The following is a 20,187-nucleotide window of genomic DNA, read 5'->3' on the forward strand; positions in this document are numbered from 1 at the left end:
GACGGCTAGAAGCCATCGTTACGTTCCAAATATTGACATCTCCATGGCCTACAATCCACCCAAGTTCAAGAACGAAATCGACTTGCACCTGTCGAGCAACGAAAGCCGTTGTCCGATCGAAGACCTTGCAGCCGAATTGGCTGACCAGGCGGAAATCGTTTCCCGTTACCCGAACCACTTACCGCTCCAAAACGCAATCGGCTCATTCGTCGGCGTTGATCCGGGACGCATTGTGGTGACCGCGGGAGGCGACGATGCGATCGATCGTGTGATTCAACATTCGATCACGCCGGAGCGAAAGAAGATTGTTTGCCATCAGCCCTCGTTCGAGATGATTTCGATCTATGCCGGCATGTACGGAGCAACGATCGACGCGCCGGCCTGGCTGGGCGGCGATTTCCCGCTGGACGATTTTCTGTCGCGGATCGATTCCGAAACAGCAATCGTGATCGTGGTGACTCCGAATAATCCGACCGGTGGACTGATTCTGGCTGACGAAATTCGAAAAATCGCCGACGCTGCGAAAGCCGCCGGGGCTCGACTGTTGGTCGATAATGCCTATGTCGAGTTCGCGGACTCGGATCCGACAGCTGAAATTGCCAGCCACGACAACGTTTCGATCGTGCGAACGTTTTCCAAAGCGATCGGCCTGGCTGGAATGCGAGTCGGCTACTTGATTGCCAGCGACAAAGATTACGCGACGACGATTCGCGATGCTTCCGGGCCGTATCCAGTTAGCTGCGTTTCGTTGGAGACATCTCGCCGCGCGATCGAGAATTTTCCTGATCGCATGCGTGCAAACGTTTCGCAAATCAAACAGATTCGCAGGCTGCTGGATGAAGTCATCACGAAATGCGGCGGCAAAACCATTCCCTCCCAAGGCAACTTTATCCTGGCCGAATTCGCTGACGCAGAGAAGGTTTGGGAGCAGCTTGCTGAGCAAGGAATCGCTGTGCGAATCTTTCCCAACAGCGATTTATTAAAAGGCAAATTGCGAATCACTTGCCCAACCAGCCAGGGCGACTTGGTTCGACTTGGTCGGTCGCTCGCCAAAGCATGCGATGCGGATGTCGATGTGATTCAGGACGTGGTCATGCCGGATCACTACGCGGCCGAAGCAGGCTCTACCGACGCAACGCAATCGCCTGAGGAGAAATTCACTTCCTCCACCAACCGCGAAACCAAAGAAACCAACATCCAGATCGAGCTCGATCTCTACGGCACGGGCCAAACCGAAATTTCAACCGGCATTGGGTTCCTGGACCACATGCTGACCGCCCTCGCCTTCCACAGCAGCATGGATCTGAAGCTAATCTGCGACGGTGATTTGCACATCGACGACCACCACACCGCCGAAGACTGTGCACTCGCACTCGGCACCGCGATCGATGAAGCACTCGGACCGCGCCGTGGTATCAAACGTTTTGGTTTTGCCTACGCTCCGCTCGATGAGTCACTGGCTCGCACGGTGATCGACCTCAGCGGAAGACCGTGGCCAGAGATCCACCTGGATCTGGAACGTGAAATGGTCGGAACGTGGGCCTGCGAGAACATCGTGCATTTTTTCCAGTCGTTTGCGATGACGTTAAAATGTTCGCTTCACGTCGATGTTATTCGCGGCACCAACGATCACCACAAAGCCGAAGCCGCTTTCAAATCGCTGGCCAAAGCACTCCAGCAGGCGTTGACGCGAACCGAAGGCGCCGTGCCCAGCACCAAAGGCGTGCTGTAAGGTGGCATAGGCTTCCAGCCTGTGAACGCGATGGCTGCACTGGCTTAAGTCAATCTTCCATCAAGACCTCCCCGATCCTAAAAACACAATCAACTACCCTTAACACAGATCACAGGCTGGAAGCCTATGCCACCGAAAATTCAAATCATCAACACCGGCGTCGCGAACATCCACTCGCTCCAGGCGTCCTTCGATCGCATCGAAGCACCGTGGGCTCTGACCGAAAGCGCCTCCGACATCGAATCCGCATCGCACGTCGTCCTTCCCGGAGTCGGCGCGTTCGGCGCTGCCGCGGCTGCACTGGACAAGCTCAACTTGCGCGACGCGATCCGTTCCCGGCTGGAACAACCCGACAAAACAACGCTCTGCATTTGCCTGGGATTACAACTTCTATGCAACGAAAGCGAAGAAAGCCCCGGGGCAAAAGGGCTGGGGGTCCTTGACGCCAAAATTGAGCGATTCTCGCAGGACGTCGCCGTCCCGCAGCTTGGCTGGAACGCGGTCGTGCCCCATGAAAGCTGTGAGACTCAAAAATTTCCGACCGGTGAAGCCTACTTCGCGAACTCCTTTCGACTCGGTTCGTCACCCGCCGGCTGGGACTACGCTACGACCGACTACGACGGCGGTTTCATCAGCAGCGTGTGGCGTGGCAAAACATTGGCCTGTCAGTTTCACCCCGAACTATCGGGAAAATGGGGTCAGACCCTTTTAAAAGGCTGGTACGAAAATGCTTAAGTCACGAATCATTCCATGCCTCGATGTTAACGATGGCCGCGTCGTCAAAGGCGTGAAATTTCAGAACCTGCGCGACGCCGGAAGTCCTGTCGAGCTGGCGGCTCACTACGAAGCCCAGGGCGCCGACGAACTGGTCGTGCTTGACGTTTCGGCGACTCGACAAGCCCGCCTGGCGATGCTTGAAACGATCGAAGAAGTTCGCAAACAGCTCTCGATTCCGCTGACCGTTGGCGGTGGAGTTGGATCGGTTGAAGACGCCGGCCGTTTGCTTGGTGCCGGCGCCGACAAGGTCAGTATCAACTCGGCGGCCGTTCGCAATCCGGACCTGATCAACGAAATGGCTGATCGATTCGGAGCCCAGTGCACGGTCGTGGCAGTCGATGCAAAACGCGACACCAGCCAGGAAAACTTTTGGCAAGTCATGACGCGGAGCGGGACTCAGGGTGAACCGCTTGATGCCGCGAAGTGGGCGGGCGAAGCACAACAACGCGGCGCCGGTGAGATTTTGCTGACCAGCTTCGATCGAGACGGAACTCGCAGCGGCTACGATCTGGAATTGATGGACGCCGTCGTCGCGGCTTGCAGTTTGCCCGTGATCGCATCCGGTGGAGCCGATTCGGTGCAACATATGGTGGAAGCTTTCGAGCACGGAGCCCACGCGGTCCTGGCGGCTTCCATTTTTCACGACAAGAACATGACCGTCGCGGACGTCAAACGCGATCTGGCGAAGATGGGCATCGAGGTCCGACAATGATCATCCCAAAAGTTTCAATTTTCGCCGAATCAATGTTGGTCGAACAACAGGAAAGCCTGGTCGCCAAACTGAAACACTGGGGCTTTCTCGGCAGCGCGTTTCTGGTCGTCGAAGGTTCGGGCAACGAAGCGTTTGCGGGTTCGTTGCTCAAAGTCATCAAGAAAGTCAGTGGCTTTTGCGATCTGCTGATCCGATTCGATACCGCTTCGGACGACCTCGCGATTGAAATGCTCAACGTCGGAGCCAGTTCGCTGGTCGTCGGATCGGCTTCGCAAACCGAGCAGTGGCCGACGGTTCCAGACGATCGCATGCGGATCGATGCGGACTTGTCGGACGTCTATTGCACCGAGAATCTGGAATCCAACCCGAATATCATCGCCGATTTTTTGATCGAGCGACTCAAGAGCGATCGGCCTGACGGAATGTGGCCGACCGTGATTTGTGATCAGTTGGGAATCGCCCTTGGGCTGGCGTATTCGAATGAAGCGAGCCTGCGACATGCGATCGCAACACGTAACGGCACCTATTGGTCGCGTTCGAGAAATGAGCTTTGGGTTAAAGGTGCGACCAGCGGAGCGACGCAGCAATTGCTGGGCATTCGACTGGATTGCGATTCGGATTGCCTGCGTTTTACGGTGACTCAGGGTCCGCCCGGCTTCTGCCATAAAAAGACTCACACCTGTTTCGGTGAAGAGCGTTCGATCGCAACGGTTTTGCATCGGTTGGCCGAACGAATTGAATCGTCGAACGAGAAATCGTTCACTCGCCGCTTGGCGACGGACGCCGGTTTGCTGGAAAAGAAATTGCTTGAAGAAGCCAAAGAACTTTCCGACGCCAGCCAGGAAGACGATCGCTACGAAGTCGCCTGGGAAACCGCGGACGTGTTTTACTTTTCGTTGGTCGCGATGCTCAAGAACGGCGTCGGCCTCGACGAAGTTTATGCTGAACTCGCGCGGCGCATGAACCGGGTGATTCGAAGGGATTAGACTATGCTAAAAATCATACAAGCATCCGAATTCAACGCTCAATCATTTCCGCACTCGATCGATGGGGAGACTCTGGGTGTTGCCCAATCGATCGTCGATGACGTCCGCGAAAATGGTGAAACAGCCATTCGAAAGTACGCTGAAAAATTCGGCGAACGAACTTCCGATCAACCACTCCTGATTCCGCGAGAAGAACTCGACGCCGCGTTGGCTCGGATCTCAGCCAAAGATTCCGACCTGCTCCACCGAGTCAGTGCACGGATCCAAAAGTTCGCCGCCGCTCAATTGAACTGCCTCAGCGAGCTAACGACCGAAGTTCCTGGCGGCAAAGCGGGCCACACGATCGAACCCATCGAACACGCGGGCTGTTACGCTCCGGCGGGTCGCTATGCCCTGCCCTCGACCGTCATGATGACCGCCGTTACAGCTCGCGTCGCGGGTTGCAAACGAGTCACCGTGGCCTCGCCCAACCCGTCCGACATGATCCTTGCAACTGCAGCGGTTTCTGGCGCTGACAATGTATTGGCGGTCGGTGGAGCACACGCGATTTCTGCGATGGCTTACGGATTCGACGGGCTTGATCGATGCGACATGATCGCTGGCCCGGGTAACCGATTCGTCACCGCGGCGAAGAAGATTGTGCACGGCGACTGCGGCATCGACATGATTGCCGGGCCCTCAGAACTGGTTTTGGTCGCCGACGAATCTGCCGATCCAGCGACCGTTGCCGCGGACTTACTCGGACAAGCCGAACATGACGATGACGCGAGGCCGTTTCTGATCACGACCAGCGCCGCCATCGCCGACATGGTTTCTCTGGAAGTCGAAAAACAGGTGAAGGAGCTTCCTTCCTGCGAGACAGCTACGACATCGATCACCAACAACGGTGCTGCCATCGTTTGCGATTCGATTGATCAAGCCATCGACATTTGCAATCGCATCGCGCCGGAGCATCTTGAGCTTCACGTCGAAAACGCCGATTCGGTCGCGGCGCAAATCCGCAACGCCGGCTGCATTTTCATCGGCCACAATTCCGCGGAAGTCTTCGGCGACTACGGCGTTGGACCGAACCACACGCTGCCGACTTCCGGCACCGCTAGGTTTACTGCGGGACTGAACGTGTTCACTTTCCTTCGCGTGCGGACTTGGCTAAAGCTCGACGCAGCACCTCCTGAATTGGTTGCCGACACCGCGCGACTGGCGGAAATCGAAGGACTAATCGGACACCAACAATCGGCATTGCGACGGTCGACGGAATAGGTATTCGTGACGACAGTAAAAAACCTGATTCATTATCGTATAGCTGGAAGCAGCAGTTTCAATCCACGCGTCCGTGAGGACGCGACAGGGGGAAAGAAAGTACGTCAGCGGCGGACGGGTGTTTCAATCCACGCGTCCGTGAGGACGCGACCGGCTCGAATGCATCGAACCGATAATCAGACGGCTGTTTCAATCCACGCGTCCGTGAGGACGCGACAGCCTGCGGAGCCACAAAGCTACAATGAATGGCTTGTTTCAATCCACGCGTCCGTGAGGACGCGACTAGTGGCTATGACCGTGGGTTCTTCCCGGACGAGGTTTCAATCCACGCGTCCGTGAGGACGCGACGCAATGAGTAGGTTTGGTTACGCGATCGAACATGTTTCAATCCACGCGTCCGTGAGGACGCGACTTTGTTGATATCACCAGCAACAAAAGAGACGACAGTTTCAATCCACGCGTCCGTGAGGACGCGACTACAGATAGAGCGTTGAACCGTCGAGCAAGAATGTTTCAATCCACGCGTCCGTGAGGACGCGACGGGGCCGAGCCTCGAAATATGCCGTCTATCGCCGGTTTCAATCCACGCGTCCGTGAGGACGCGACGGTAAGCGAGGGCACGAAAACGCTGTACCGGGGGTTTCAATCCACGCGTCCGTGAGGACGCGACCACACTGCCATCAGCGCCAGCGATAGGCAACCGAGTGTTTCAATCCACGCGTCCGTGAGGACGCGACGTCAAACGCGCTTCCCCTTGCTTCTGAATTTCGAGTTTCAATCCACGCGTCCGTGAGGACGCGACACTTGATGGCACGCCGATCACTCCGTCTGGCGTGTTTCAATCCACGCGTCCGTGAGGACGCGACGTCCCTTGTAACTTGTTACACGTCTCTATCTGTCAAGTTTCAATCCACGCGTCCGTGAGGACGCGACTGATGTACTCAAACTGGATTGCACGCGACGGTGCGTTTCAATCCACGCGTCCGTGAGGACGCGACCATTTCAACCCTCGTACTTCTTCATTTTTGAATAGAGTTTCAATCCACGCGTCCGTGAGGACGCGACAATCAGTCCAATCAGTTTGCCAGCGACATAAGGGAAGTTTCAATCCACGCGTCCGTGAGGACGCGACCTGGATTGCCCGCGACGGCGCGAACTTCGTTCCTGTTTCAATCCACGCGTCCGTGAGGACGCGACTGTATGATCACCAGCAATATTACAAACAGAATCACGGTTTCAATCCACGCGTCCGTGAGGACGCGACCGGCCAATCCCTCAATCGCTGCTGCCAATGCCTCAAGTTTCAATCCACGCGTCCGTGAGGACGCGACGATGTTTTTCGGGCTGTGGCAAGTAGCAGTTAAACCGGTTTCAATCCACGCGTCCGTGAGGACGCGACCACTCAAAAACGATCCTCTGGATTTGGAGATTGTGTTTCAATCCACGCGTCCGTGAGGACGCGACGGGATTCTTCACGGATGACCAGTGTGAGGTCCCGAAGTTTCAATCCACGCGTCCGTGAGGACGCGACTATCGGGTGGGGCGTCACTGGCAAAGAGATTGTGTTTCAATCCACGCGTCCGTGAGGACGCGACTTTGGCTTGACGTGGATCGGGTCCGAACGACTGAGTTTCAATCCACGCGTCCGTGAGGACGCGACAATCAGTCCAATCAGTTTGCCAGCGATGTACGGGAAGTTTCAATCCACGCGTCCGTGAGGACGCGACAAAAGGAAATGACAAGCAGACTTGATGCCCTGTTGTTTCAATCCACGCGTCCGTGAGGACGCGACCTTTGGCCGTTTGCGACCGACGCCAGCAAGAGCAGTTTCAATCCACGCGTCCGTGAGGACGCGACCAGGCGATAGCTGTTTGGTTGGCATGTTCCAGTTTGTTTCAATCCACGCGTCCGTGAGGACGCGACCCCAAACGTCAACGTGCTCAAGTGGCTTGCCAATGTTTCAATCCACGCGTCCGTGAGGACGCGACGACCAACTGAACAAAAATCCACTCACCAAAGTCTGTTTCAATCCACGCGTCCGTGAGGACGCGACTCCCGCCAACTTGCGTTACGTTGACATCAAAGACATGTTTCAATCCACGCGTCCGTGAGGACGCGACTTATTGCTGAGTCAAACAGGGACAGGCTCAACGGTTTCAATCCACGCGTCCGTGAGGACGCGACATTAAGCGCCGTAGCTGCCGACGCACCGGAAGACGTTTCAATCCACGCGTCCGTGAGGACGCGACAGTACGCCAACCGGACGACAACATCCGAAAGCTCGCGTTTCAATCCACGCGTCCGTGAGGACGCGACGTTCCAAACTGCGTCGTGATTGACAGCGTTAGCGTTGTTTCAATCCACGCGTCCGTGAGGACGCGACTGCGGTATTGTACCGCAGTGCTATTCTTGGAACAGAAGACGCGTATTCGCGAAACTGCTGGCAGAATAAAGGCTCTACCGTGGCAATCCGCGGCGTAGGGTGGAAATAGATTGGAAACGTCGCGGAAAAATCAAATCGCGAACCTCGTACGAAAACTGGTACCACTTGACCTTCGCGAATGAAAAAAGCTGGCTCAAATGATCAGCGGACCAGAGATATCGACGCCAGGTTTGGCGCCAGCATGCTCGACTCGCCGATGCCAGTTCGCACCGAGATAGTAGAAACGCATGCTGTCCTCTTCAGGCTTGTAAGCCTCCAACAGCTTGGCCTTGCATTCGGCCCACTGAGCCGGATCGACCAGCAACTCAAAGACAGAATTCTGCACGCGTTGCCCGTAGTTCAAACAAATCTTCGCGATCTGCCGCAATCGTTTCCTGCCTTCTTTGTCGATTGTGCTCACGTCGTAAGTTACCAACACGTACATCTTTTATCTCCAAACAAAAGGCGGATAGTCGTCGATGTCACCCCGCAGATATCGGGCCAGTAATCGAGCCTGCAAATGAACCAACAAACCAACGGTGGTCTTCTCGTTCAAAAATGGATGAGTGATCACATCCTGTTTTCGCTTTTGATAGGCGGCCAGCACTTCTTTGCGTGGTTTTTCCTTCAGTAACACAGCGCCGCTTTCGGTCACGTCAAAATCTCTGGCTTGAATCTGTTTCCGATTTAGCAAAGACAACACGAGGCGATCAGCCAGAAAGGCCCGGAATTCTTCGATCAAGTCAAGCGATAGTCCCGGACGGCCCGGGCGATCGCGATGAAGAAACCCAACGGCTGCGTCGAGGCCCGTTGCTTCGCACGCGCTGCGGGCATCGTGGGTGAGCATCGAGTAGAGAAAAGAAAGCAGTGCATTGATCCGGTCGAGCGGCGGGCGCCGTGACCGGAACGTAAACTCCATCCCTTTAACACGATTTGACATCATTTGATTGAACACCGAGAAGTACGTGTTCGCGCTTTCGCCTTCGGTCCCTCGCAACGAATCGAGCGTTGTGGCGTTTCGAGCCGCACGAATGTTTCGCATCATCAGCTTCGCAGTCGACTGAAGCGCAGATTTCGATTCCGCATCTCGCGAATCACGAGCGGCTCGCAAAAGTACGCTGCGGCTGTTGGCGATTTTCGCTGACACAAAATGTCGGGCAATATGTAGTGTTGAATCTGGATCGTCCGCCCGACGATACTGTTCGCGGCGCAGCAAAACATTACCGGGCGAGTACCCATTGACGGCTGCGATGAATCCTCCATACGGAGTAAGGAATGAAATTGAGACGCCCGCCCTGGCACAGGCTCCCATCAATGCCGGACTGCACATGATGTTGCCCAGGCAAACGATTCCGTCAAGATTGTGCAGCGGCAATCGTAGACGATTCTGTTTCTCGATTGATACCACGACCGCCTGCCCGTCCTTCTTCAGATAGGCTCCTTCAGTCGTCACGAACAGCGTGTTGAGATGCTTCTTCATCGGGGCTCCAGAAGGTCAAGGCCGATATCGAAAGGATCTGTTTCCGGAACATCGTCCACGTCATCGTCGCAGTGAAACTGACGATCGTTCCATGCGGCAACACCGTTGCGAAATCGTTGGCTGTCCGGCAAGCACAGTTCGACCAGGGAACACTTTTCGCACTTCGGCATGCGCCGCGCGGTCGGCGTTTCCCGGTCTTCGATCATCTGCCGCAGCCGTTCGATTTTTCGCATGGTCAAATCACGAATCGACGCATCAAACTCAACTTTGGTCCGTCTCTTTCGGGTGCCGTAGAATAGGAATCCTTCGTCGATGTCGGTCTCTAGCATTTCTTCGAGGCACAATGTTTGAGCGCAAAGCTGGATACGATCCGAAGCATCTTTTTTCGGCTTACCGCGTTTGTATTCGATGGGCCTGACGACTCCGCCGCGATGAAACTCTACGACGTCAGCCTGGCCGATCAAACCAAGCCGATTCGACTTGAGCCACAATCCTCGTGCGATTCGAATATCCCTGGCTGTTTCGGAAGGTCCATCGTGGGCTTTATCGTGAAGGTGCCGACCTTCGACCGTTAACACATTTTCAGCCCACAGTTGCTCGACATGAATCAGTGCGCATTGCCGTTCGCAGAAGATCAGATGTTGCAGAGCTGAAATCGGTAGCAGTTGATTGTCGGTGAACATGGATTGCATCCGGTGGCAATGGTTAGCTGAACTTGATGTTTCCAGGATTCACGTCGGCAATGTAGATGCCGAAAGCTTCAAACGTTGAAAGGATTTTTTTGACAGCTGGCCAGTTTTCTTCGAAGGCCATGGACTTCATTTCTTCCCAATCGCGCCAGACTTCGGGAGTATAGTCAGGAGGCCGATCAAGGTAGGCGCCGCCGAAGTCGAGGCAAAACGGAGGACTGACGATTGTCATTTCGATTGCCAGCAGTTCGTCGTCGTAGCCGATCAGGTCGGGGATGCTGTGGCCGCGAACATCGTTAATTTCCAGATCTTTTAGACGCAGAAAGACTGCTAATTCACGTTCGTAGGCGATTTTTCGATTGTGAAATTTAACGGCGTGGGGACTCAATCGGGATGGATTGTTGACGAGGTAAACGGTACCCTGAGTCCCGGTTCCCAGATGTGAAATCAGTTCATGATTCCGCGATTTGAGGAACTGGTTTACGGCCAATTGGAATTCATCAGGGATCGTCATGATCAAGAACTCAGGCACATTTTCGGCAGATGTAAAACTTCTGTTGCATATTGGTTCAGAGCAGTTTGAGATTGGTTCGCTTGGTCCTGACTATGGCATTTTGCGTGACGAGTTACCGATCGAATCCGGTGAAGGTGTATTGGAAACCATCGTTGATAACCAATCGACCCGCTGGAACATCCGCTTCACCAGCCCCATTACTGGTGAAGCAAAGCGGTTTACGTTTGAAGCGGTTTAGTGGGCGGTACCACTACAGCTGTCGAGACTCTCAAAACTTTCGCTGGATACTGATTCCTTCTGGCAAGTTGTCCTCATCAACATTCAGTTTGTAGTCGCCGAATGTCCTTGGCGGCTGATCGGAAGCAACCAACTCAGTGGTGACACGCTGTTGTAGTTTGTGGGCTGCAGCATTGCCCAAGGCGTCCTTGTGTTCGAACACTACCAACGCTTGGGGTGACATTTGCCCGCGGCTCGCTGAACGATCCAGTTCGAACATTTGCTCCAGCGATTTCCAAAACAAATCAAGGTCGTCTTTGGAAAATCCAGTTTGCTTGGCGAAGAACGGATTCACGAATCCATGGCATCGATAGAGTCCGTAAGGAACCGTGAACTTGCGACCCATCGTTCGATTGTCGCCGTCCTGCTTCTCTGCTTCCTTCTCAGTTGCGACGGCACAACGTGTAATGGCGTGTTCAAGTGAAACAATCGGATCAACACTTCGTGAAAATGCCATCTGAATTGGGCCGCGAACTTGGCCGCAGTTGACTTTTGTGCTCATCACGGCTCCAAATGTGCGAACGTCGTAGAAGTTCTGGCACATCCACTGGCGACATTGTTCGACCTGAGGTTGTTTCGCCTTCTTAGGGTCAAGTTTCAAGGCTTGATACGCTCGATCGTGGACGCTGTTGAGTACGGCGCGCTCTTTAACGTAAATTTCGAAAGGAGGCTTCTCTTCTTTGACCGTGCCGACAAAGTTTCGCACTTTGCGTTTGAGGCAGACGTCTGTTACCAGCCCGTGGCCAGTTTCCGGATCGACTCGCGGCAAATTGCCCGCGTCAGGATCGCCGTTAGGGTTGCCGTCAGTGACATCAAAAAACAGTACAAAATCGTAGCGGTGATCCATGATTGATTCCTATGAAGTTATGAAATGTTGAGTTGTGTGGCCGAACTGCTGTTCGAGAATCCGCGGTTAGTCTTCCTTCTTCGATTTCTTGGTGAAGAAATCCTGTCGCTGGTGGTAGTACCCGATCGCGAATAGCCCTTGGTCGGCAAGCCCCAGATGAGGCGGAAACGCATCAAGTCGCCCCATGATTTCCTGAAGGCGTTTTTCAGCGACGACTTTCTTGCCAGCCTCAAGTTTCCCGACGTGATGCTGACTCATTCGAATCAGACGTGGGAAAACGGACGAGGGCGTTGATGACGCAGCGCCGAAATATCGATCCTTGATCGTTGCGTTGAGTCCGGGAAGAGCATCTTCTTGAGCTCGCTCCAATGAGGCAAACAAACGCCCCAAGTGATACGATGGCTCGGCGCGTTCAATATCAAGCATGACTGATATCTCCTTTTGATGATTGTGGTTTAAGATTGCTTTAATGATTGCCGCTTTCGGATGCCGGATCTCACGCTCGGCACGAATGCGTCGGATGATGGCTGACAAAAGTGATTCGGGGTATCGACCGCCTGTCAAAACACTGCGCAAAAGTGCACCTCCGAGCAACGGTTGAATCTCCTTGGACTCGCGGGCTGTTTGAGCAAGGATCAGCCAAAGCGGTAGAAACGTTTTGTCTTTAGGACCCTTGGCAATTTCGAGTCGGGCTTGATGTTGAGCAACCCGTTCGATTAGTTCGCCTGCGGTTCCGCTGATCCAAAACCGGATCGAAAGCCGGGCGGCATTGGGAGATAATCCCAAAACATAGAACCCGGTTCCAGCGCCCGGCGGTTCAGCCTCGCCTTGAGCGATCCGACTGAGCATAGCGCCAATTTCGTTGGCCCGAGTTTCATCTTCGAATTGATCGTTATCGAGCCCGAAAGCAAAAATGTCTTCGATTTCTTCGGCTTCGGTTGACTGATCGGCCCAGAACACACAGGTTGTGTCTCCGATCCGAAGTCGTCTGCCTGAATCACGCTCAAGCATGCGATTGAGCACCGTGGCGTATTTGAATGCCGAGCTTTCACCGATGGGAGCATTGAAACTTTGCTCTTTGCCGTAGCTGGTAAAGGCGTCATCGTTAAATGAGACGATCGAAGCACCGGCCGATTGGGCTCCAGCGATTCCCTTGACTACCGGATGTAGGCGAGCAAGCGTGGTGTTGGAGCCGGAGACCAAACAGAAACCGTCGGTGTCGGAGTCTTCGGCTACCGTTTGTGATTGGGCCCAAAATTCTTGAACGGCTGGAATGTCGTGTAAAAAGTTGGTTGACTTTCGAATTCGGAAAACCCCAAAGCCTGTTCCGATGTCGGCAAGAAACTGTAATTGTTCTTCGGTAAGCGAATCTGGTTTCCAGTTTTTCCAGAACGCTACAAGTGATTGGTACTCTGGCATCAAAAGTTCTTCAGCAAAACCGATATGGAATTCCTGAGCTGCGCGAAAGCAGAGACCAACACGATCAATTTTCTTTTGCCGCTTCTCTTTGTCCTTTTCGGATTCGCTGTCTGGTTCGACCTTCAACTCAGGCGGAACCCAGCCAAGCAAGTACTCGGCTTTGTCCCAAAGAAACATTGGCGCGATTGCGTTTGCTCGTTTGCCACCATAAGGCAGTTCGATGATCCGGTTAGCTGGTTTGCGACCGGATGTGTCGCGAATATCCTGTAGCGCGTGTAAGCTCCCGTCGGATTCGATCACTACTTCGAAACCGATTTTCTGTGGAGCAAATCCGACAGCCGCAATAGATTGCTCAGGATCGGCAGCGATTCGATCGTAGTACTCGCAAAGTTTTTGCAAGATCATGCCTTCACCTCGGAACTATAGAGCTGTGGGACTTCGATCACGCCGCCTTTCATGGTTGCTCGAAAGAACCGAGGCGTCATTCCATTCTGAAAGTCGATGTCATGCAGCATGAATCCTAAGTCACGTTCACCGGCGAGTGATATGTCAGCGGCAGGTGGATCGCCTTCATACCACTCAAAGTCCGCAACGAATTCACGGCAGCCCAGATAGGGCCGTTGAAAGCATTGGCCTTTTGAAGCCCGTCGTTTGAACATTTCGTAGTGCTTCTGTGGCGGGTCGTTCCCTTTGATAACTTCGTAATGAGCTTCGATGATGTATTCGACATTTTGCAGAATCGTCGCGGCTCTCTGCTGCCGATCGTCCTCGATCACCTGAGCCAACACGTTCGTTTTTTCACCGCCCAGATAGGATTTAAGCGTTCGATCTGAAGGACCGACGCCTCCCAGTTCATTCCTTCGAATGTTGGTGAATCGAATGGGCTGGAGGACGTGAATCTTCCGAACCACCCAACGAATCTCGGGTTTCCAGTAGATTGCCTCGAGAACTCCGCGGGCTGCCGAAGGCGTCATTACGTCGTAGCTGACACGTTCGACTTTCATTTCTGGTCGCGTGAAACAGGCAAATTCCCCCCAAATGCGAAGGGAGACGCGGTTTTTCTCGATGTCCATGAGAGATCCTAATGTTGACGTTGACTATTTTGTACAGCTGGATAGAATTTCATTATTCACTTTACATTTTAAGTACCAAAAAGGATTGAGGCAATGTGGAAACCAGATGAAAATGAAAAGCAAAGACTTTTCGATCTCTATGAGGAGTGTCCGCTAACGGTGGACCGCCTACCACACACAAAAGAATTTGACTTACTGCATGAGAAGCTTGGAAAAGAGATCTCAAAAAATGAGCTGTTTCGTGTCCTCGCGAACCTGCGGAAAAGAAAGGAGTTGCCGAAGAAACCTCGCTGACTTCGGAGCAGTGTCGCCAAACAGGACTGGCGTGGATTGAAACACTTTTCATTTTTAAGTATCCGTGTATCCCATCAATGTGCGGCCGACACCCTGTCGGCCGCTTTTTCAAATAATGCAGTCTTCAACTGGCAACACCCCGTCTGCGCGACTCAACTGAAGCCCCAGCTTGTCGTCGTACAAATGTGATTGACTCAACACCCAATGATCGTTGACCAACTCAATCGCGCCTGCCGCTTTCAACAAGCCAAGTTCGTACTGTCGAACCTGAACGGAGTAGCGTTGCAGCCGCCGCAAAGTGTTGCGATGAAGAAACGGATGCGATTTTGCCAACTCTTCAATCAGTCGATCGCCTTTCTCATCCCAGCCGACAAGGAGCGTCTCAGTGTCGTCTTTGATAAATCGGTAACGTTGTGCGATCTCTCGAAAGTTAAATTGCATGTCACTGGGGCGGTTGCCGATCGCCGCGAGTACTCTGTGGTAGTCCCACGCGTCTGATTTTTTCCAGTAATGCAGACGAAAATAGCTTTCGATGGCTTGTGGCGATAAGAGGTCGTCTGCAAATTCGTCGATCAACTCCTTGCCGCTGTCGGCACTCTGGCGCAGAAAACCCGGCGGCGGCAGGTTTTCACCCTCGAACAGAACAACTCTGCCACAATCAAGCTTGCCTTCACGATTACAACGTCCGGCCGCTTGAGCCAGTGAATCGAGCCCACAACTGGCGCGATAAACAACCGGAAAATCAACATCAACACCTGCCTCAATCAGCTGCGTACTAACCACGCGGCAAGATTCTCCGTTCTTTAATCGTTCGCGAATGTTGTCGAGCTGTCGCGTTCGATGGGAAGCACACATGCGGGTGCTGAGATGGAAACTACTGTCAGACTCGCTGTCGTTTAGCCGCTCAAACAACTCGGCAGCTTCGGCACGCGTGTTCACGATGCAGAGAACCTGATCTTCCCGCCGAATATTTTCGGCCAGTTCCTCGTTGCCGATTTTCCCAGCAACTTCAACGCGCGTTCGGACCAAGGACTGGTGAAGCTGCTGCGGATCGTCAATGATCGGCGTGATGTCTTCCAAGCCGATTTTAAACTCGGCGCTTTTTTTTAGCGCTGGTTGGGTCGCGCTGCATAGGACAACAGTGCACCCGTACGAATCAACCAATTCCTGCAAAGCCATCATTGTTGATTGCAGCAGCTCGATCGGAAGCGTTTGCGCCTCGTCAAGAATGATCACGCTGTTGGCGATGCGATGGAGCTTTCTGCAACGTGACGTTTTGCTTGCAAACAGGGATTCAAACAGTTGAACGTTGGTAGTCACAACCAACGACGCGTCCCAGTTTTCTGACTGGAGACGACTCGTTGTTGTATCTTTTTCTGGGTCCAAATTGCTGTGATGCTCAAGCATCAATTCCGAATCAAGCGAAGCAAACAGTTTTCGATAGACGTCTGCATTTTGCTCAATGATGCTGGTAAACGGCACGGCTACGATGACTCGATCAAGATTGTTTTCAATCGCGTGGGTCAATGCGAATCGCAACGAAGCTAAAGTCTTTCCGCCTCCGGTGGGAACGCATAAGGAAAACAGGCCGTTGGGCAAGGTAGCTTTTTCTTTGCACTGTTGACCTATCAGGGTGCGTATTCGATTTACTTCCGTTGCGTCAGCATCCACCGTTAACCTAGCCAACTTTGCCTCCAACAACTCCCGCATTTGAATGAATGATTCGCTCTGACCAGGACGTTGCGCCGACTTTCCTGGTGACATAAACGACTCGGTTGCCAAAAAATCCGCGTCGACCAATGCTGAGAACACGATGCGAATCCAAAAGGCAACTCGGAACGCGGCGTGGGATCGATTTTTTGGCTTTTTGAATTGCGGCATGCCGGGAAATTCGAAATCAACCAAACTGGACGGAGCGTTAGATTGCCAGTCAGCTATTTCTTTGTGCAAGCGTTGCTTCAAGCCAGATTGGCTTTTCCCGTCGTCCCAGTCCGGCAAGCCTGCGTGGTGTCCAGCGAAGGAATAAGAAAGCAAACGTCCGCGTGCGTCGCCAAATTTCCGAACAGCCAATTTAGCCGCAGCAGTGGAGTGATCGACGCTACCTCTTACTTCTGCGCGATGACCATCACTGTCTCCTTCGTATCCGGCGTGATTTGCAGCTGCAATGTAGTTTTGAAAACGTTCAGAATACTTCCCCAAATCATGCCATTTCCCCAGCAATTCGCCCCAAGCTTCAAGCGACGGATCAATTCGCTTCAAAAATCTCGCGCAGTATTCTGCCACCAGATCTTCATGCTGCTGCATGGTTTCCCACTTCTCCTGCGGTTGGTTTTCAAGACTGTGGGCGTAAAACGTCATGTGGCCAATAAAACGGAATTCGAATTTCGATATGCCTATTGAAGCCGACCAATTTGACACGTCTGGTCACGCTTCGCAATTTCAAGCAACGGGTTCGGTAACTTTCTCACCGATGCGCAAACCCGGTTGCTAACCGGAGCGTCCGGAAAGTCTCACCCTAAAGCTGTAACAATATATTGCACTTATCCATTTTATGTCCGATCGGACGTTTGGGCGAGTTGCATGGGTGTGCTTCTCAGACCTTGAAGATTGGGACTCTGGTTTAGCTAAACAACGCAAGAAAGGTACTACGGAACTGAAACCAAATTCAGTGAAGGCGCGGCGAGCGGACATGTTCGATCAGACCGGCAGAACTGCTCTATTTCAAGTGATATCGTCCGGCAAATGCAATCTCTGCGGAATTGTCGACCGCAACTGTGGACGATCGAAAACGTTTTGCATTAAGTATCTATAGTCGAACGATGAAAACGATTTCTTAGTGGATACGCCCAACATCATGAACAAAAAAACATTTCTTTTGATTGCCCTGCCAATGACCTTCGTCCTGTGGATTTCGAACTCAGCCAGCGCTCAGGATTGGCCGGGATTTCTTGGGGAAAATGGGGCGGCGAGAAGCGCAGATAAAGTTCCAACTACGTGGAACGAAAATGAAAACCTGCTGTGGAAACTGGAGCTTCCCGGGTCGGGGTCGTCCAGTCCGGTCGTGGTTGGCGATCGCGTGTTTGTGACTTGCTTTAACGAAAGCAAGAAATCGTTTAGCCGTTTCGTCGTTTGTGCCGACAAGAAAACGGGCCAGCAGCTTTGGTCGAAAGAAGTCCCCGTCGACTATCTCGAAGACAGCTACCGCGGCTACATTCAGGAGCATGGTTACGCCAGCAACACGCCGGTCAGCGATGGCGAAATGCTCTATGTGTTCTTCGGCAAAGGCGGAGTCTATGCTCTGGATCTCGAAGGGAACATCAAATGGAATACGATCGTTGGCGAGCAGTCCAGCAACCGTCAGTGGGGCTCCGGGGCAAGTCTTCTGCTTCACAAAAACATCGTCGTTGTGAATGCTTCGGATGAAGCCCGAGCCATCATCGCGTTGGACAAGAGCACTGGTAAAGAAGTCTGGCGCAGCGACTCGGGGGCGATCGATTTGGCCTACGGGACTCCGCGGGTCGTCGAACTTTCGGATGGCACGAAAGAGATTGTTTTCAGTTCGGCGGCAAAGATTTGGGCGATGGACCCGGCAAACGGAAAGATGAAATGGTCGGCTAAAACACCAACGGCTGGCACTGTTTCACCTTCGGTAATCGTCGATGGCGAGACTCTTTATAGCTTCGGTGGCTATCGTTCCGTGGGCAGCATCTCGGTCAAAGCGGGTGGAACTGGTGACGTTTCGGATTCCAACGTGAACTGGGTTAGCCGCACGAGTTCCTACGTCGCGACGCCGGTCCTCCATGACGGAAAACTCTACTGGATCGACGATCATGGGTTGGCGTATAGCTCCAATGCGGCCGACGGAGAAACTGTGTATCGGCAACGAGTCGGGCTGACTGGACGACCTGTTTATGCGTCACCAGTTTTGATAGACGGAAAAATCTACGCTGTGACTCGGCGGGCGGGGACGATTGTGTACCAACCTGGAGCAGAATATGTCGAAATCGCTCGCAACAAGATTGCCGGCGACGAAACAGACTTCAATGCTTCGCCCGCGGTTTCCGAAAACAGGCTTTATCTGCGTAGCAACAAGGCGTTGTACTGCGTGGGAGAGAAATAGATGTTGGCCTCAATGCACGACTGCAAATCAAACCTGTAGCGTTCTCAATCGCTTCACCATGGAAAACAGGCCATTGCGGCGCTGAGGGCTGAGGTGCTGATTGAGCCCGAGTTTGCTGAGGTAACTTTCGACGTCTGCCGCTGCGACTTCTGCTGGCGACATGTTGTTGTAGAAGGCCAGCAGCAACACGATCAGACCTTTGACGATGATCGAATCGCTGTCGGCCTGAATGTTCAGCTTCTGCGAATCGCCTTCGCCTTCCACGTCCGTCACAACCCAAACCGTGCTCATGCAGCCTTTGACGATATTGTCTTCGGTTTGCAGTTCCGCAGGAAGCGTCGGAAGTTCGCGGCCCAGATCGATGATGAAATCGTATCGCTCATCCCACTCCTGGAGGTCTTCAAAGGTTTCGAATAGCTCATCGGTTGTTGGCGGAAATTCAGACATCTGAGTTGCGAAAAAGAGTGTGGAAATTCGTTCAAGATCGTCGCGCGAGCCGTGCCGCACACTGCGAATGATTGACGATGCGGTTGAAGCCGATACTAAAAACCCGTTCCGGCGTGGAGCAATCTACTGTCGCACTGCTGGCCTTGATCGAAGACTGTTGAGCCTAACGCAAGGCCGCCCTGCTTACCAGAGTCAATGTTATCGTCGCCCGCCGTGGTGACGCCGGCCGCCATCTCGATGACCACCGTACGGTCGATATCGGCCGTATGGTTGGTATCCGCTATAGGGTCGATACGCTCCGCCGTAAGATCGGTAACCATATCCGCCAGGGCGATACACACCGTAAGGCTGATAGCCAAAACTCTGGGTTTCAGAAAAGAACTCGATCTGGATCGGCAAGGTGCGGAGCAGCGAACGTGACGTGTAAGTTTGACTTCGATAGTTCAGTGCTTGTGGCGTACTCATTTGCGGAATGCGGATGCGAGCCTGAAGCGATGGAGTATCGTCGTTATCAAATGGCAACAGCTCAATCCGATCCTGCGACAGAGCATCGAACTGCGGCTTGAGCGAGCGGCGATCTTCTCGCGATGTCGCAGCCGTATTTTCTGGCGTCGGGATCGTCAGGTCGGGCAGTATCAACTGTTCCGGAGCCGATTGATTGATCACAGCACCGGGAGTCTCCAACACCGATTGAGGTTGCTGGGGAAACACTTGAGGAACGGGCGGCAATTGTACTTGCTGCTCGCCCATGATCAGTGGCGAGTTCAATTCTGGCAGTTGTTGGGCGTTCGTTTGCAACGGCGCGAAATCGGCGTCTAACAGATCACCAATTCCGCCCGGATCCGTTTGCGCGTTGGCGCAAGACAGACTCAGGACCGTTATCATCGCGGCCGAAAAAAGTTGACGGAGAGGTCGTTGCATCGTTCTGTTTCCAAAGTTGTGTTCACCCAATCGTACGAATCGCATGGATTCAATTCAAGAAACAGCAAATCATGCGCCAGACAAAACTCCCGCAATTGTGCGGTTTTTGTCGATTTTTTGCCATCAAAGCGATGACAGACGTCTCAAGGTGAAGGCTTGCCGGCCAATCGGTGAGACAGCCTTCCAGTCCGTGATCGCACTGTCGTTAGCCGTTGTCT

17 protein-coding genes and 1 CRISPR repeat array are annotated in these 20,187 nt (G+C 53.3%); of the genes, 7 read left to right on the top strand and 10 right to left on the bottom strand.

The genetic code is table 11. The features are described 5' to 3' along the window. Positions 1-43: 43 nt before the first annotated feature. The 5 genes from hisB (at position 44) to hisD (ending at position 5,467) form a co-directional block, all read left to right on the top strand. Entirely contained in the window at positions 44-1,732 is a 1,689-nt protein-coding gene (gene hisB / locus MFFC18_RS24425; RefSeq protein ID WP_084417323.1) for an imidazoleglycerol-phosphate dehydratase HisB, read from the top strand. Between the two features lie 126 nt (positions 1,733-1,858). Further along, entirely contained in the window at positions 1,859-2,467 is a 609-nt protein-coding gene (gene hisH, locus MFFC18_RS24430) for an imidazole glycerol phosphate synthase subunit HisH (protein WP_075085818.1), read from the top strand. Further along, entirely contained in the window at positions 2,460-3,221 is a 762-nt protein-coding gene (gene hisF / locus MFFC18_RS24435) for an imidazole glycerol phosphate synthase subunit HisF (protein ID WP_075085817.1), read from the top strand. Before hisH ends, hisF begins: the two co-directional genes overlap by 8 nt. Then, positions 3,218-4,207: a phosphoribosyl-ATP diphosphatase gene (hisE, locus tag MFFC18_RS24440; protein WP_075085816.1), complete on the top strand. Its 990-nt coding sequence runs from the start codon at positions 3,218-3,220 to the stop codon at positions 4,205-4,207. Before hisF ends, hisE begins: the two co-directional genes overlap by 4 nt. Positions 4,208-4,210: 3 nt before the next feature. Further along, positions 4,211-5,467 carry a histidinol dehydrogenase gene (hisD, locus tag MFFC18_RS24445; RefSeq protein ID WP_075085815.1) on the top strand — a complete coding sequence of 419 codons (1,257 nt, stop codon included), beginning with the start codon at positions 4,211-4,213 and terminating at the stop codon, positions 5,465-5,467. Positions 5,468-5,522: 55 nt separating this feature from the next. After that, a CRISPR array of direct repeats spans positions 5,523-7,850; the repeat unit is 31 nt; unit sequence GTTTCAATCCACGCGTCCGTGAGGACGCGAC. Between the two features lie 193 nt (positions 7,851-8,043). On the opposite strand, the gene cas2 is transcribed toward hisD, so the two are convergent. From cas2 to MFFC18_RS24465, 4 genes are read right to left on the bottom strand one after another with little or no spacing between them, the layout of a single operon-like run. Continuing rightward, entirely contained in the window at positions 8,044-8,334 is a 291-nt protein-coding gene (gene cas2, locus MFFC18_RS24450) for a CRISPR-associated endonuclease Cas2 (protein WP_075085814.1), read from the bottom strand. A 3-nt stretch (positions 8,335-8,337) separates the two neighbouring features. Next, on the bottom strand, positions 8,338-9,369 hold the full coding sequence (gene cas1c, locus MFFC18_RS24455; protein WP_075085813.1) for a type I-C CRISPR-associated endonuclease Cas1c: 1,032 nt from the start codon (positions 9,367-9,369) through the stop codon (positions 8,338-8,340). Further along, positions 9,366-10,052 carry a CRISPR-associated protein Cas4 gene (cas4, locus tag MFFC18_RS24460; protein ID WP_075085812.1) on the bottom strand — a complete coding sequence of 229 codons (687 nt, stop codon included), beginning with the start codon at positions 10,050-10,052 and terminating at the stop codon, positions 9,366-9,368. The genes cas1c and cas4 overlap by 4 nt, the downstream gene beginning before the upstream one ends. Before the next feature lie 22 nt (positions 10,053-10,074). Then, positions 10,075-10,572 carry a hypothetical protein gene (locus tag MFFC18_RS24465; RefSeq protein WP_075085811.1) on the bottom strand — a complete coding sequence of 166 codons (498 nt, stop codon included), beginning with the start codon at positions 10,570-10,572 and terminating at the stop codon, positions 10,075-10,077. Here MFFC18_RS24465 and MFFC18_RS24470 point away from each other — a divergent pair. After that, positions 10,571-10,810 carry a hypothetical protein gene (locus tag MFFC18_RS24470; protein WP_075085810.1) on the top strand — a complete coding sequence of 80 codons (240 nt, stop codon included), beginning with the start codon at positions 10,571-10,573 and terminating at the stop codon, positions 10,808-10,810. The two genes, MFFC18_RS24465 and MFFC18_RS24470, sit on opposite strands and share 2 nt — an antisense overlap. 30 nt (positions 10,811-10,840) lie before the next feature. On the opposite strand, the gene cas7c is transcribed toward MFFC18_RS24470, so the two are convergent. From cas7c to MFFC18_RS24490, 4 genes are all read right to left on the bottom strand, one after another. Continuing rightward, complete coding sequence (cas7c, locus tag MFFC18_RS24475) at positions 10,841-11,695, bottom strand: type I-C CRISPR-associated protein Cas7/Csd2 (protein ID WP_075085809.1); 855 nt, start codon at positions 11,693-11,695, stop codon at positions 10,841-10,843. Positions 11,696-11,761: 66 nt separating this feature from the next. Continuing rightward, complete coding sequence (gene cas8c, locus MFFC18_RS24480) at positions 11,762-13,519, bottom strand: type I-C CRISPR-associated protein Cas8c/Csd1 (protein ID WP_075085808.1); 1,758 nt, start codon at positions 13,517-13,519, stop codon at positions 11,762-11,764. Next, positions 13,516-14,187 carry a type I-C CRISPR-associated protein Cas5c gene (cas5c, locus tag MFFC18_RS24485; protein WP_075085807.1) on the bottom strand — a complete coding sequence of 224 codons (672 nt, stop codon included), beginning with the start codon at positions 14,185-14,187 and terminating at the stop codon, positions 13,516-13,518. The genes cas8c and cas5c overlap by 4 nt, the downstream gene beginning before the upstream one ends. Before the next feature lie 402 nt (positions 14,188-14,589). Next, the gene (locus MFFC18_RS24490) at positions 14,590-16,839 is read right to left on the bottom strand and encodes a CRISPR-associated helicase/endonuclease Cas3 (RefSeq protein WP_075085805.1); all 2,250 of its coding nucleotides are present in this window, start codon (positions 16,837-16,839) and stop codon (positions 14,590-14,592) included. 496 nt (positions 16,840-17,335) lie between these two features. Between MFFC18_RS24490 and MFFC18_RS24495 the strand changes: the two genes are divergently transcribed. Then, complete coding sequence (locus MFFC18_RS24495) at positions 17,336-18,601, top strand: outer membrane protein assembly factor BamB family protein (protein WP_084417321.1); 1,266 nt, start codon at positions 17,336-17,338, stop codon at positions 18,599-18,601. Positions 18,602-18,628: 27 nt separating this feature from the next. Here the strand turns inward: MFFC18_RS24495 and MFFC18_RS24500 are convergent, their stop codons facing one another. Together MFFC18_RS24500 and MFFC18_RS24505 are read right to left on the bottom strand one after the other, a co-directional pair. Beyond that, the gene (locus MFFC18_RS24500) at positions 18,629-19,048 is read right to left on the bottom strand and encodes a SufE family protein (RefSeq protein WP_075085898.1); all 420 of its coding nucleotides are present in this window, start codon (positions 19,046-19,048) and stop codon (positions 18,629-18,631) included. A 198-nt stretch (positions 19,049-19,246) separates the two neighbouring features. Then, positions 19,247-19,969: a hypothetical protein gene (locus MFFC18_RS24505; protein ID WP_148619106.1), complete on the bottom strand. Its 723-nt coding sequence runs from the start codon at positions 19,967-19,969 to the stop codon at positions 19,247-19,249. Positions 19,970-20,187 lie beyond the last annotated feature (218 nt).

The sequence above is a fragment of the Mariniblastus fucicola genome (genome assembly GCF_008087665.1).
Taxonomy (GTDB): Bacteria; Planctomycetota; Planctomycetia; order Pirellulales; family Pirellulaceae; genus Mariniblastus; species Mariniblastus fucicola.